Here is a 14,436-nt window from a genome sequence, read left to right on the forward strand (position 1 = left end):
GTCCCTCAAAAAGTGACTCGCTGTAAGAGCGAAACCATAAGCGGCCGTTACCGCAGCAACGGATATGTACTCAGACTCACCAATCAGTCCAAGTCACTCGCATCATGCCGCTCCCGCAACTGCTCCGAAACCTCCCCAGAAACCCGATTCACCCGACGCCCCCGCTGCACCGCAGGCCTGGCCTCAATCGCCTCCGCCCAACGCACCACATGCTTATACTCATGCACCGACAAAAACTCCGCCGACGCCCCATACAACCGGCCTTTGACCAACCCACCATACCAAGGCCAAATCGCAATATCGGCAATCGTGTACTCATCCCCCGCGATGTACTCACTCACCGCCAAACGCTGATCCAGTACATCCAGCTGCCGCTTGGTCTCCATGGCAAACCGGTTAATCGGGTACTCCATCTTGCTCGGCGCATACGCATAGAAATGCCCAAACCCACCCCCCAGGTAAGGCGCACTGCCCATCTGCCAGAACAACCACGACAAACACTCCGCCCGCGCCGCCGGTTCAGTCGGGAAAAACGCCCCGAACTTCTCCGCCAGGTACTGCAAAATCGCCCCCGATTCAAACACCCGAATCGGCGTATCGCCACTGCGATCCAGCAACGCCGGGATCTTCGAATTCGGGTTCACCGCCACAAACCCACTGCCAAACTGATCACCGTCGCCGATCTTGATCAGCCACGCATCGTATTCCGCGCCAGTATGTCCCAAGGCCAACAGCTCTTCCAGCAGAATAGTGACCTTCTGCCCATTCGGCGTGGCCAGGGAATACAGCTGCAACGGGTGCTTGCCGACCGGCAATTCCTTTTCATGGGTGGCGCCGGCAATCGGCCGGTTGATACTGGCAAAGGTGCCGCCGCTTTCGGTGTCCCAGGTCCAGACTTTCGGGGGTACGTACTCGGTCATGCTCACTTCTCCTTGGTTTCAGTAGGGGTCGATGCCGCCAGTTGAGCCACGTTCCAGCCGCCGCCCAGCGCCTTGATCAGGCCCACATTGGCGCTCAATTGCTGAGTTTGCAATTGCAACACACTGCGCTTGGCTTCCAGCGCCGCCACTTGGGCGGTCACCACATCCAGATACGCCACGGCGCCCTGGCGGTAACGCGAGGTCGACAGGTCTTCGGCGTATTGCGCCGCCGCCGCCGCATCGCGCTGATCATCCAGGGCCGCACCCAAGCCGGCGATTTGCGACAGGTTGTCCTCCACCTGCTCGAACGCACCCAATACCACGCCGCGGTATTTGGCCGCCGCCTCATCGGTGGTGGCCCTGGCGATGTCCACCTGGGCCTGGCGCGCGCCGCCATCAAACAGCGTGCCCACCAGTGACGGGCCGATGGCCCAGAACAGGTTCGGCGCGCTGAGCAAGCGGGCAAACTCGTCACTCTGATAACCGCCTTGGGCGCTCAACGTGATCTGCGGGAACCACGCCGCCTTGGCCACGCCAATCCGCGCGTTGGCCGCAGCAATGCGACGTTCGGCGGCGGCGATATCCGGCCGGCGCTGCAACAGGCTCGAAGGCACGCCGGTCGGCACATTCGGCAAGGCAATCGGCGCCACGTTCACGGCGACGCTGTAGGTCGAGGCCGACTCGCCGAGCATCGCCGCCATCGAATGCTCCAGCAGCGCCCGTTGCACCTGGCTCTGGCTGAGCTGTGATTTCACCGTCGACAACTGCGCGCGCGCCCGCGCCACATCGAGGCCGGAGACGATCCCGCCGCCGTGCAGGCCTTCGGTCAGGCCCAAGGCTTTGGCGTACGCATCGCGGGTCTGCTCCAGCAACTGGTTCTGCCAGTCGATACCGCGCAGGCGGATATAACTGTCGGCCAATTGCGCCTGCAGGCTCAGGCGTACTGAAGCCAAATCGGCCTTGGCCGCCTCGGAGTCGCTGGTGCCGGCCGCCACGGTGTCGCGCACGCGGCCCCACAGGTCGACTTCATAATCCACCTCCAGGCCCAGCGTCGCCGAGTTGTAGACATCCGGCGAAGTGGCCGAACGCAACGGTTTGGTGTCCGACTGGCGAATGCGCTGGCCGCTGCCGATGGCGGAAATTTTCGGGAACAGGCCCGAACGGTCTTGAGCCAAAAACCCTTGGGACTGCTGATAGTGCGCGAGTGCCGCGCTCAAGTCGGGGTTGTTTTTCAGCAACTGCTGCTGCATCGCGTCCAGTTGCGGGTCGTTATAAATACGCCACCAGCCATCCCGGTTGGCCTGGTCGTTGGGCGCGCCGACGGTCCACGGGCCTTGGGTATGAAACTGCGCGGCAATCGGCGTTTCCGGCACCTTGAGCGGCGGCGCCAACGAGCACGCGCCCAAGCTCAAGGTGGCGAGCAGGCCCAGCAGGTTGCGCTTAGCCATGGGGTTTGACCTCGGTCGCGGCGACGGCCAACTGCACCGAATCATCATCGGCCAGGCCGTCCGGCGGCGTGTCGATCACGCGGTCGGTGGCTTGCAGGCCGCTGGCGATCTCCACGCTGTCGCCGAAGTCGCGGGCGATGCTAACGGTCTTGAAGTGCACATGGTTGTTCGCATCCAGGGTGGCGACGCGCATGCCCTTGTCATCGAACACCAAGGCGCTGGACGGCACGCGAATCACATCGGCCTGCACCGGCAGGTCGAACTGCACGCTGGTATAGCCACCCGGCAGCAGGCGGCCACCGGGGTTGTCCACCAGCAACTGCACAAGGGTGCTGCCGGAGGCGGCGTTGACCGCATCGGCGGTGGCGATGACTTTGCCGGTGAAGGTCTCACCGCGGTATTCCGGCACGCTGAGGCGCGCCGTGGTGCCTTCGCGAATCTGCGGCGAGAAGGTCTGCGGCACCTGCACATACACGCGCAGGCGGCTGACGTCGGCCACCGCAAACAACTCTTTACCGGCCGTGCCGCCAGCGCTGATCAAGGCGCCGACGTCAGTGCTGCGCGCAGTGACCACACCCGCGAACGGCGCGACCAGATGCTGGAAGCCCTTGGTCGCGACCAACTGCTCGACATTGGCCTTGGCCGCCGTGACCTTGGCCTGCTTGGCGGTCAGGTCGCCGGTGCGCTCGTCCACGTCCTGGCGCGACACCGAGTCGTTCGCCAGCATCGCCTGCCAGCGTTTGGCGGTGGTTTCGGCCAGGTGCTCATCGGCCTGGGCCGAGGCCAGGGTGGCGCGCGCTTGCAGCAGTTGCTGGTCGAGTTCCGGGGTGTCGATTTCGGCCAGTACTTGCCCGGCTTTGACGCGGGTGCCGATGTCGACATTCCAGGATTTGAGGTAGCCGTTGACCCGCGCAAAGATCGACGCGCGGGAATACGCCTCCAGGCGTCCCGGCAGGTTGAGCACCGGGCCCTGGGCTTGCACCACCGGTTTGATCAGGTTGACGCTGGGCAACGCCTGCGCGTCGGTCCAGGTCTTGAGGTCGCGCGATTCACTGGCGCGCACGCCGATGCCGACACCAACAATGACAACCACCACTGCCGCGCCCACGATCAGCCACAGCAGGCCACGGGAAGACTTGGATTTAGAAACAGAAACGGACATGTCAAACCCCTTGGGAAACGGTGGTCGCCAGCGTGGCGTGCTGACGACGCCCGTGGACAAGACTGAAAATCAACGGAACCAGAATCAACGTCGCGATGGTGGCAAACGCCAGGCCGCCGATCACCGCGCGGCCAAGCGGCGCGTTCTGCTCGCCGCCCTCGCCCAGGCCCAAGGCCATGGGCGCCATGCCGATGATCATCGAAATGGCGGTCATCAACACCGGCCGCAGCCGGGTGAAACCGGCCTCCAGCGCGGCCTGCACCGCATCGCCGTGCACCGCCAGGCGCTCGCGGCAGAAACTCACCACCAGGATGGCGTTGGCGGTGGCCACGCCCATGCACATGATCGCCCCGGTCAACGCCGGCACCGACAGCGGCGTATGGGTGACAAACAGCATCCACACGATGCCCGCCAGCGCCGCCGGCAATGCGGTGATGATCACAAACGGGTCGGCCCAGGACTGGAAGTTGACCACGATCAGCAAGTAAATCAGCACCACCGCGCCGAGCAGGCCGAACAACAAGCCACTGAAGGCCGCGTTCATGGTCTGCACCTGGCCCTGCAGGATCACCTTGGAGCCGGTCGGCACCTCGCCGGCATGAGCGGCGATGATCTTCTGGATATCGGCGGCGACGCCACCGAGGTCGCGGTCCTGGATCGCCGTCAGCACTTCGACCACCGGCTGGATATCCGACTGGGTAAACACCGAGTTGCTGTGGCTGCGCTGGATATTCGCCAGGCCGCCCAAGGTCTGGTCGGTGGCCGCCCCGCTGCTGCCGCTGAGCGGCAGGTTATGCAGCGCCGCCAGGCTTTCGAGGCTGTACTGCGGGGTTTGCATGACGATGGGGTAGGAAATGCCGTTGGCCGGGTTCAACCAGAATGTTGGCGCTACCTGGCTGGAACCGGCGAGGTTGACCACCAGGCTGTTGGTCACGTCGCGCTCGGTCAGGCCGACCAATTGCGCACGGGTGCGGTCCACGTCGATATTGAACGTGGGCAGTTGCCGCGACTGCTGGATGCGCGCATCGACCACGCCCGGCACGCGGCGAATATCGCGCAGCAACGCACTGGCGTACGTGAAGTTGCCCGCCAGGTTATTGCCGCTGATTTGCAGGTCAATGGGCGCCGACGAGCCGAAGTTGAGGATCTGCCCGACAATGTCCGAGGCCGGGAACGAGAACACCGCACTGGGGAATTCCCGTGGCAGGGTTTCGCGCAGTATGCGCATGTATTCGGCGGTCGGGCGGTGGCCCTCGTTGAGGCTGATCTGAATGTCGCTGTCCTGGGAACCCACAGTGCCGGTGTTGTTGTACACCACGTTGATACCGCTGATGGACAGGCCGATGTTATCCACCAAGGCCTTGAGCTCATTGGCCGGGACCTTGCGCCGAATCGCGTTTTCGATGTCGGCGATCAGGTGCGCGTTGCTTTCCACCCGCGTGCCCACCGGGGCGCGCACGTGCAGCAGGATCAGCCCGGAATCGACCTCGGGGAAAAAGTTGCGGCCCAGGAACGGCACCAGCGCAAACGACACTGCGACAAACGCCAGCAGGCCGATCACCACCGTGCGGCGATGGTGCAAGGCACTGTCCAGAACGCCGTGGTAACGCTCGCGAAACCCTTCAAAACGCCGCTCGAAACCGCGCTGGAACTTCACCAGCGGATTGCGCGATGGCGCGTGCCCGTCCTCGCCGTGCACATGGGGTTTGAGCAGGTAGTTGGCCAGGGTCGGCACCAGCGTGCGCGAAAGGATGAACGAGGCGATCATGGCGAAGATCACCGCTTCGGCCATCGGCACGAACAGGAAACGCGCCACGCCGTCGAGGAAGAACATCGGCACAAACACGATGCAAATACACAGCAGCGACACAAATGCCGGGGTGACGATTTGCGCCGCGCCGTCGAGGATCGCCGTTTCCACCGGCTTGCCCTGCTCCAGGTGCCAGTTGATGTTCTCGATGGTCACCGTGGCGTCGTCCACCAGGATACCGACGGCCAACGCCAGGCCACCGAGGGTCATGATATTGAGGGTTTCACCGAGGGCCGACAGCGTCGCAATCGAGGCCAGGATCGCCAACGGAATCGAGGTGGCGATGATTACCGTCGAACGCCAACTGCCGAGGAACAGCAGGATCATCAAGCTGGTCAGCGCCGCCGCGATCAAGCCTTCACGGGCCACGCCGCTGATGGCCGAGCGCACGAACAGCGATTGGTCGCCGATCAGGTCGATATTCAAGTTGGGCGGCAAGGCGGCCTTGTTGTCGGCGAGTTTGTCCTTGATCCCGGCGATCACGCCGAGGGTCGACGCCGAACCAGTCTTGAGCACCGGCAGCAGCACCGAGCGGTTGCCGTTGACGTGCACAATGTTGGTTTGCGGCGGGTTGCCGTCGCGCACCGTGGCCACGTCGCGGATCAGCACGGTGGTGCCATCGGCGGTCTTGATCGGCAGGTTTTCCAGGTCATGGAAATCCGACGGCGAGTTGTTCAGTTGCAGGTTGAATTCGTAGCTGCCGATCTTCTGCGTGCCCACCGGCGTGATCAGGTTCTGCGTGGCCAGGGCGGTCGCCACGTCCTGCGCCGACAGGCCGCGCGCCTGCATGCGCGCCGAATCGAGGTCAATCTGCACCTGGCGGCTCTTGCCGCCAAACGGATATGGCAGCGCCGCACCCGGCACGGTGGTGAGCATCAGGCGGACCTGGTTCAGGCCGATATCGCCCAGGCGTTGCTCGCTCAAGCCCGGCCCCGACAGCGCGAGCTGCACGATCGGCACGGTGGAGGCGCTGTAGTTAAGCACCAGCGGCGGCACGGTGCTCGGCGGCAGTTGGCGCAAAATCGCCTGGGACACCGAGGTCACTTGGGCGTTGGCCGTGCTGATGTTGACGCCGGGCTGGAAGAAGATCTTTACGATCCCGTAGCCATTCATCGACTGCGCTTCGATATGGCGGATGTCGTTGACGGTGGTGGTCAGCACCCGCTCAAAAGGCGAAGTGATGCGCCCCGCCATCTGGTCCGGCGGCAAGCCGGTGTACTGCCAAATGACGGCGATAACCGGGATGCGGATTTCCGGAAAGATGTCGGTGGGCGTGCGCCAAGCCGCCAATGGGCCAATGATCAGGATGAAAATGGCCAATACCAGAAAGGTATAAGGGCGCCGCAATGCGATGCGCACGAGGCTCAGCATAGGAGGTGATCCAGACAGAGTTGGATGTTCAAGCAGGCAGAGCCGTGCCGTTTTCCCGCCTCGCCCCACACGCTTCCTGGGGATTTTGCAACGACATCCGGGTCACAAAGAGGCCTATGCCACGATATCGAATTTAGTGGCATACGCAACTAATTTGTTTCAAGCTGTCTCAGTATTCATCTACACGGCTTCTTCGGTCTGAAAGGCCTTGTCCTGACAGGTCGCGCAGGCATAATCACCGGCGTCGTGTTTTGTATCAGAGAGTATCTGCCCTTGAAATCTGCCCCGCCTTGCTCCGATAGCCCCAGCGCCTGCGTCAACGGTGCCGTGCGCCGCACGTCCCGCCGCCTGGGCCAGATCTATGACGAGGCGTATGCGCCGTGCGGGTTGAAAGCCACCCAATTCGCCGTGCTCAACCGTATCGCCAAAGCCGGTACGCCAAAAATGGGCGAGCTGGCCCAGGCCCTGGTGATGGACCTGTCCGCCCTCGGCCATACGCTCAAGCCGCTGGTGCGCGATGGGTTGGTGGAACTGCAGGTGGACGAACTCGACCGCCGCACGCGCCGCGTGCTGCTCACCGAACACGGCAAGCGCACCCACGCGGCTGCCAAGCGTATTTCGAACAAAATGGCCGAGCGCTTTGATCAGGCGTTCGGCCGTGAAGCGGCAGCGCAGTTGCGCCAGACATTGGACTTTATCGCCTCCGACGAGTTTGCCAAGACGTTGCTGGCTAACCTGGAAGACTGAAAGCGGGGCTTTTGAGTACATATCCGTTGTTTGGGTGATGTCGGATATGGGTTCCGCCCTTACGGCGGGTAGATGTGTGTGTACGCGGTCAATGTGGGAGCTGGCTTGCCTGCGATGGCATCCACTGGGTTTGCCTGATGTACCGAGGTGCCTGCATCGCAGGCAAGCCAGCTCCCACAGAAAAGCAGCTCTGCTTTTGCCCTGTGTTTGCCGATATCCGCCTTCTCGCAATTAATGGATATGTACTAAAACCTACTCGCCCAGCCCCCAGGCACCCGCACCCGCCACGCAATCAACAAAGCTGCCAGCAGCATCAAAACCCCAGCCGCAATAAACACACCGCCAATCCCACTCAAGCTGAACATCGCACCACCACCCGCAGCCCCCGCAGCAATGGCCGACTGCACCGAAGCAACCACCATGCCACCGGCGCTTTCCGCCTGATCCGGCACAGCACGCGCCACCCAGTTCGACCAAGCAACCGGCACGCCGCCAAACGCCATGCCCCATAACGCCAGAAGCAACGCCTGCCCCGGCAGCGACGCCGGTAGCAGCACCAACGCGAGTGCCGCAATGCCCACCAACACAGGCATCAGCACCAACGTGCCACGCGGGTTGCGCACCAGCATCCAGCCGGCCAGCAGCGTGCCGACGAAATTGGCCACGCCAAACCCCAACAGCATCAACGCCAACCCTTGGGCGCCAACACCGGTGGTGCTTTCCAGAAACGGGCGAATATAAGTGAACAACGCGAAATGCCCGGTATGCACCAGCACACAGCCGAACATGCCCATGGCGATGCCGGGGCGCAACAGCACCTCAAGCACGGTGCGCAAGCGCGCGGTGCCGGTCGGCGCCAGGCGCGGCAACGTGAACAGCTGAAACACCAGCGTCACCACCCCCACCGCAGCGGCCGCGACAAATGCACTGCGCCAGCCATATACACCGCCGAGGTAGCTGCCCAGCGGCACCGCGACGACTGTACCCACCGCAATCCCACTGAAAATAATCGACAACGCCCGTGGCAGCAGTGCAGCGGGCACCAGGCGCATCGCCACGGCCGCTGCCATGCTCCAGAAACCGCCAAGGGCAATGCCCAACAGGATGCGCATCAACAGCAATACGGCCAGGCTGGACGAAAACGCCACCAGCAAGTTCGACGCAATCATCAGGCTGGAAAAACCCAGCAGCACCACGCGCCGGTCGATGCCACGGGTCAAGCCCGGCACCAGCAAGCCAGCGAATAATGCCACCACCGCCGTCACCGTGACCGCCTGGCCGGCCAATGCCTCCGAGACCCCAAGGTCCACAGCCATTGGCGTCAACAGGCTGGCCGGCAAATATTCCGCCGTCAGCAGGCCGAACACCCCCATTGCCAGGGAGAACACCGCCATCCAGGCCGGGGTGGCCGGCTGCGCGCTGGCACCGACATGGGCTGCACAATCATTCATTACAAAACATCCTCTGGAAATGAGCGAGGGCCCAGTCTAGGTTCGCCCTCCGGGATGATCTATGATGCAAACCCTTGAGTTTTTGATCGAAACCCCGAGCATGACTTCAGCTGACGCGTTTACCGTCTCTTCCGACCTCATCAATGAACTGCTGCAGGGCATGCGCCTGCGCGGTGTGCAGTACCGTCGCATCGAAGCCGGGCCCGTGTTCGGCGTCAGTTTCGAGGCCAAGCCCGGGCACGCGTATTTCCACTTCCTGGCCTCGGGTTGCGCCACGTTGCGCCTGGACGACGGCAGCCTCTACGAACTGTCGGCCGGCAATGCGGTGTTCATCTCCCATGGCGGCGCTCACCAGTTATTGTCGAGCCCGGGCGAAGCGGTTCGGGATATCGGCAGCTTCGATGCTGCCTCGCTCGGTGACGCGGTGTGTGCCGTGAAGGCCTCCACCGACGCTGACGGGTCAACTGGCAGCTTGCTGTTCAGCGCGTGCATGGCGTTCGAATTGGGCAGCATCCAAGGGCTCGGTCGCCTGATGCCGGCGATGATGCTGATCGATGCGCGGGGCCAGCGTTATCCTGGGCTGATGCCAATTCTGGCGACCATGGAGCGCGAAGTCTGCAGCGCCCGTATCGGCTACGCGGGCATTCTGGCGCGCCTCGCTGATGTGGTGGCAGCGATGATCGTGCGCGGCTGGGTCGAATGCGCCTGTGGTAATGCGTCAGGCTTGGTGGCCGCATTGCGTGACCCGCGATTGGCACGCGCCCTCCTCGCCTTGCACCAGCAACCGGGCCGTGACTGGAGCGTGGCCGAACTGGCGGCGCAGGGGAACACTTCACGGTCGGTGTTTGCCGACCGCTTCCAGGCGACCCTCGGCATCCCGCCACTGCGCTACGCCACCGAACTGCGCATGCGCCTGGCCAGCCAGTGGCTGACCCTGGAGCGGTTGCCGATCGAAGAAGTCGCGCAGCGCCTGGGCTATACCTCCCAGGCCGCCTTCAGCCGCGCCTTCAAGCGCATCACCGGGCAACCGCCTGGGGCGAGTCGTGCCAGGAGCCCAGCATGAGCGACCGCCTCGACGACATCCTCGCCGACCACCTGCACGTGGTGTTCTGCGGCATCAACCCCGGCAAAGGCTCCGCCGCCCTCGGCCAGCACTTTGCCAATCGCAGCAACCGCTTCTGGCGCACGTTGCACCTGGCGGGTTTTACCCCGCATGAAATTCGCCCGGAGGACGGGCGCACCCTGCTCGACTATCACTGCGGCCTGACCACCTTGGTGGAACGCCCAACGGCGAGCGCGGGGGAATTGGCACGGCATGAATTCAAGAACGCGGCGAGCGCGTTTGAACAGAAGGTCCGCGACTGCCGGCCGCGCTGCGTGGCGTTCCTTGGCAAGCCCGGCTACAGCGCGTTGTGCGGCCAGCGGCAGATTGAGTGGGGGCCGCAACTGCAGGCGCTCGGCGGCGCCACGGTATGGGTGCTGCCCAACCCGAGCGGGCGCAACCTGGCGTTCAGCCTGGCGCAACTGGTAGAGGCTTATCAGCAACTGCGCGAGGCGATTGCGCAGCCCGGCCCCGTGCCCTTAATCTCATGAGCCCAACACCGTATGAGCAATGGAGGCTTCATGAAACTGGTCGGCATGCTGGACTCGCCTTATGTACGTCGCGTGGCAATTTCCCTGGAGCTGTACGGGGTGGATTTCGTGCACGAGGCGCTCTCGGTGTTCAGCACCTACGCTGAATTTTCCGCGATCAACCCGGTGGTCAAGGCGCCCACGCTGGTGCTGGAGGATGGCACGGTGTTGATGGATTCCAGCCTGATCCTCGACTACTTCGAACGCTTGGCGCCAACCGACAAGAAACTCCTGCCACCCAACCCCGACGCGCTGGCCAAGGACCTGCAAGTGCTCGGCCTGGCCCTGGCGGCGTGTGAGAAAACTGTGCAGATCGTCTACGAGCACCTGCTGCGCCCAGCCGAGAAACTGCACGAGCCGTGGCTCGACCGCGTGACCGGGCAGTTGCTGACCGCTTACACACTGCTGGAAAAACACGTGCCCCAGCCCTGCGGCGAACGCCCGAGCCAGGCCGCACTGACGGCGGCCGTCACGTGGTCGTTCACCCAGCTCAAACTGCCGTCAATGCTCAAGGCCGAGACCTTTCCCAAGCTGCAGCGCCTTGCGAGTCAACTGGAACAACACCCAGCCTTCAAGAAGTACGCCCTCGAATAACCGGCCTACACCCAACCGCCGTCCACAATGAAGTTCTGCGCCGAACACATCGCCGATGCGTCCGAGGCAAGAAACAACGCCATATTGGCGATGTGTTCCGGCAGCACACTGCCGGGCAGGCACTGGCTGCGGCTGATCAGCTCTTTGGCCGCATCGTCGACCCACATCGCCAGTTGTTTTTCAGTCATGACCCAACCCGGCACCAAGGTGTTCACCCGAATACGGCTGGGGCCCAATTCCCGTGCCAGTGCGCGGGTCATGCCGTGGGCGGCGGCCTTGCTGGCGGCGTACACCGGGTAGCCGGCGGAGGCCATCATCCAGCCGACCGAGCCGAGGTTGATGATGGCCCCGCCGCCCGCGCCTTTCATCATCGGCACCACGGCCTTGGCCGCGAAGAATGCGTGCTTGAGGTTGACCGCGATCAGCTTGTCGAACATGTCCGAATCGACTTCTTCCAACGCGTGACGCACATCGTTGGCGGCGTTGTTCACCAGCACAGTGATCGGCCCCAGCGTGTGTTCAAAACGCGCTATCGCGGCCTTGTAGGCGATTTCATCGGTGATGTCGCAGCACACAAACTCGATGCTGTGCCCCTGGGCACTCAACAACGCCGCCAGCCGCTCGCCCTGGCTTTGCGCGCGGTCCACGAAAGCCACCTTGGCGCCCTGCGCGGCGAAGGCGCGCACCATGAATTCACCAATGCCCGAGGCACCTCCGGAAATCAATACGGTCTTACCCTTCAGGTCCGGATAAACGGCGTGTGCAGTACTCATATAACGTGTGCCTCGATCAATTAGTCTTATTTTATTTGGCGTATCTGGCGTTTAAGGCTATAAATTCGCTGTCAACTCGACGAAATATCGCACATTAGTAGAACTATTCCACTCAAAACAACAAAAGGAAGTTCGACCATGAAGCACCCTCGACACCTGCTTTCGGGCCTCGCCTTATCCATGCTGATCGCCAGCGGCGGCGCCCAGGCGGCCGGGCTTACCAGTGAACACAAACCGTTCGGCAAAACCAATGACGGCACCGCCGTCGAACAATACATCCTGCGCAACAGCCATGGCATGCAAGCCACGGTGATCACCTACGGCGGCGTGTTGCAGTCGCTGAAAGTGCCGGACAAACACGGCAAGGTCGATGACGTGGTCCTCGGTTTCGATGACGTGCAGGGCTATCAGAGCGGCACGGCATTTTTCGGCGCGACCATCGGGCGCTTCGGCAATCGCCTGGCGGGCGGTGCCTTCGAACTCGACGGCAAGCGTTACCAGGTGCCGCTCAACGATGGCCCCAACTCGCTGCACGGCGGCGCCCAGGGTTTCGACAAACAGGTGTGGCAAGCCGAGCCGATCAAGGGCAAGGACTCGGTCGGCGTGAAGCTGAGCTACCTGTCCAAGGACGGCGAGATGGGCTTCCCCGGCAATTTGAAGACCGAGGTCACTTACAGCCTCAACGATAAAAACGAACTGCACATCGCCTACACGGCCACCACCGACAAACCGACGGTGCTGAACCTCACCAACCACAGCTACTTCAACCTTGCCGGCGCGGGCAATGGCGACATTCTCAAGCAAGTCGCAACCTTGCATGCCAGCCACTACACGCCGGTGAACGCCACCTTGATTCCGACCGGCGAGCTGGCGCCGGTCAAAGGCACGCCGATGGACTTCCTCAAGCCCACCCCTATCGGCCAGCACATCAAGGACGACCATCCACAGCTCAAGTTTGCCGAGCCGAAACAAGGCGGGTTTGACTTCAACTGGGCACTGGATAACAAAAGCGATATCAAGCAACTCGCCGTCGAGGTGCACGACCCGGCTTCAGGTCGGCGTTTGCAGCTCTACACCACCGAACCTGGCGTGCAGTTCTATACCAGCAACTTCCTGGATGGCACGGTGAAGGGCAAGGCCGGCAAGGCGTATACGCATTGGAGCGCGTTTACCCTGGAGACCCAGCATTTCCCGGATGCGCCGAACCAGCCGACGTTTGCCTCGACCCGGTTGAACCCTGGGCAGACGTATAGCCACAACACCGTCTTGAAATTCTCCGCCGATTAAACTGGGGGCTGGATTGCTGGTGAGGGGTGCTGGGACATATCCGTTGCTGCGGTAACGGCGGCTATTGGTTCCGCCCTTACGGCGGCCTTACAGCCGACCTGTTCATTGAAACTGTACTCAATCAAATGTGGGAGCTGGCTTGCCTGCGATGGCATCAACCGGTTCTGCCTGATACACCGAGGTGCCTGCATCGCAGGCAAGCCAGCTCCCACAGTTTGCTTACCTCAGTTCCACAGGCCGATTTTTTCCAGTTCCTGCTTGAAGTTGTCGCGGGTGATCAATGTCACTTCATCCATGGCGGTGTACTTCGGCGGTTCCTTGCCGGTGGTGACCCAGTCGAACATCATCTTCGCGGTGTTATAGCCTTCGATGTGCGGGCTGGGCAGCATTGAGCCGAAGAAGCCGCTGTTGGGCTTTTTCAGTTCGCCGATGGCGTCGGTGCCATTGATGCCGATGCCGATGACGTTGGCCGCGGCAAACCCGGCCGTTTCAGTGGCGCGTACGCCGCCGAGCACGGTGTTGTCGTTCATGCCGCCGATGATCAGGTTCTTGGCACCGCTGGGCAGCTTGACCAGTGCCGAGTTGGTGGCGTCCATGCTGCCTGGAACATCGAGGGTCTTGGCGGCGGTGAACAGGATGTGGTCCTTGGGAAAGCCTGCGTCTTCGAGGGATTTGACCGAGCCGTCGGTGCGTTTTTTACCGGTGTCGAGCTCGTTGAAGGTGTTGATCACCGCATAGGTGTCCTTCCAGTCCCAGCCGCGTTTTTTCGCTTCAGCCGCCATCGCCGCGCCCTGCTTCTGGCCGACTTCGAACGCCGCCATGCCCAGGTACGGCACGTCCTCCATAAAGTTGCCCTTGGCATCGACGAAGCGATCATCCACGGCAATCACTTTCAGGCCGTTGACCTTGGCCTTGGCGACAATCGCCGGGCCCAGCGACACGTCCGGTGGGCAGATCACAAAGCCCTTGGCGCCGTTGGCGGCCAGGCTGTCGATGGCCGACAAGGTTTTCTCGCCATCGGGCACGGCGATCTTGATCACGGTGAAGCCATGCTCCTTGCCGGCTTTTTCGGCAAACGCCCATTCGGTCTGGAACCACGGCTCTTCCGCCTGCTTGACCAAAAAGCCGATCTTCACTTCCTCGGCGGCCAGCAACAGGCCGCTCAAGCTCAGCGCCGACACCGCCACAGCGGCGCAACAGAGGGAACGCAAACCACGACGACGATTCATACGGGTGACTCC

Annotated in this window: 12 protein-coding genes; 5 read left to right on the plus strand and 7 right to left on the minus strand. The window is 62.5% G+C overall.

The window, feature by feature from the left end:
• Positions 1-83: 83 nt before the first annotated feature.
• From yghU to L8I05_RS25480, 4 genes are read right to left on the minus strand one after another with little or no spacing between them, the layout of a single operon-like run.
• Positions 84-920 carry a glutathione-dependent disulfide-bond oxidoreductase gene (gene yghU, locus L8I05_RS25465; protein ID WP_242172909.1) on the minus strand — a complete coding sequence of 279 codons (837 nt, stop codon included), beginning with the start codon at positions 918-920 and terminating at the stop codon, positions 84-86.
• Between the two features lie 2 nt (positions 921-922).
• Entirely contained in the window at positions 923-2,368 is a 1,446-nt protein-coding gene (locus tag L8I05_RS25470; protein WP_242172913.1) for an efflux transporter outer membrane subunit, read from the minus strand.
• Entirely contained in the window at positions 2,361-3,530 is a 1,170-nt protein-coding gene (locus tag L8I05_RS25475; protein WP_242172928.1) for an efflux RND transporter periplasmic adaptor subunit, read from the minus strand. Before L8I05_RS25475 ends, L8I05_RS25470 begins: the two co-directional genes overlap by 8 nt.
• A gap of 1 nt (position 3,531) precedes the next feature.
• The gene (locus L8I05_RS25480) at positions 3,532-6,711 is read right to left on the minus strand and encodes an efflux RND transporter permease subunit (RefSeq protein ID WP_242172931.1); all 3,180 of its coding nucleotides are present in this window, start codon (positions 6,709-6,711) and stop codon (positions 3,532-3,534) included.
• Between the two features lie 273 nt (positions 6,712-6,984).
• Here L8I05_RS25480 and L8I05_RS25485 point away from each other — a divergent pair, with 273 nt between their 5' ends.
• Positions 6,985-7,458 (plus strand): MarR family transcriptional regulator, encoded by a 474-nt coding sequence (locus L8I05_RS25485; RefSeq protein WP_232109255.1) that lies wholly within the window; start codon positions 6,985-6,987, stop codon positions 7,456-7,458.
• 245 nt (positions 7,459-7,703) lie between these two features.
• On the opposite strand, the gene L8I05_RS25490 is transcribed toward L8I05_RS25485, so the two are convergent.
• Complete coding sequence (locus L8I05_RS25490) at positions 7,704-8,909, minus strand: MFS transporter (protein ID WP_242172947.1); 1,206 nt, start codon at positions 8,907-8,909, stop codon at positions 7,704-7,706.
• A 64-nt stretch (positions 8,910-8,973) separates the two neighbouring features.
• Here L8I05_RS25490 and L8I05_RS25495 point away from each other — a divergent pair, with 64 nt between their 5' ends.
• Genes L8I05_RS25495 through L8I05_RS25505 form a run of 3 tightly spaced genes read left to right on the plus strand, consistent with a single transcriptional unit; the run spans position 8,974 to position 11,135 of the window.
• Positions 8,974-9,972: an AraC family transcriptional regulator gene (locus L8I05_RS25495; RefSeq protein ID WP_242174363.1), complete on the plus strand. Its 999-nt coding sequence runs from the start codon at positions 8,974-8,976 to the stop codon at positions 9,970-9,972.
• Positions 9,969-10,502, plus strand: coding sequence for a G/U mismatch-specific DNA glycosylase (gene mug, locus L8I05_RS25500; RefSeq protein ID WP_242172964.1), 534 nt, complete (start codon positions 9,969-9,971; stop codon positions 10,500-10,502). The genes L8I05_RS25495 and mug overlap by 4 nt, the downstream gene beginning before the upstream one ends.
• Before the next feature lie 30 nt (positions 10,503-10,532).
• On the plus strand, positions 10,533-11,135 hold the full coding sequence (locus L8I05_RS25505; RefSeq protein WP_242172967.1) for a glutathione S-transferase: 603 nt from the start codon (positions 10,533-10,535) through the stop codon (positions 11,133-11,135).
• Positions 11,136-11,140: 5 nt separating this feature from the next.
• Here the strand turns inward: L8I05_RS25505 and L8I05_RS25510 are convergent, their stop codons facing one another.
• A complete protein-coding gene (locus L8I05_RS25510; RefSeq protein ID WP_242172970.1) occupies positions 11,141-11,908 on the minus strand; it encodes an SDR family oxidoreductase in 768 nt (255 codons plus the stop codon).
• 138 nt (positions 11,909-12,046) lie between these two features.
• On the opposite strand from L8I05_RS25510, the gene L8I05_RS25515 reads away from it, so the two are divergent.
• Entirely contained in the window at positions 12,047-13,195 is a 1,149-nt protein-coding gene (locus L8I05_RS25515; protein WP_242172973.1) for an aldose epimerase family protein, read from the plus strand.
• 224 nt (positions 13,196-13,419) lie between these two features.
• Here L8I05_RS25515 and L8I05_RS25520 read toward each other — a convergent pair whose 3' ends face one another.
• Positions 13,420-14,424, minus strand: a complete 1,005-nt coding sequence (locus L8I05_RS25520; RefSeq protein WP_159955763.1) for a substrate-binding domain-containing protein — start codon at positions 14,422-14,424, stop codon at positions 13,420-13,422.
• Positions 14,425-14,436: the final 12 nt, after the last annotated feature.

It is taken from the genome of Pseudomonas sp. MONT-RG-20F-20-E-7-02 (assembly GCF_022662395.1).
GTDB lineage: Bacteria > Pseudomonadota > Gammaproteobacteria > Pseudomonadales > Pseudomonadaceae > Aquipseudomonas.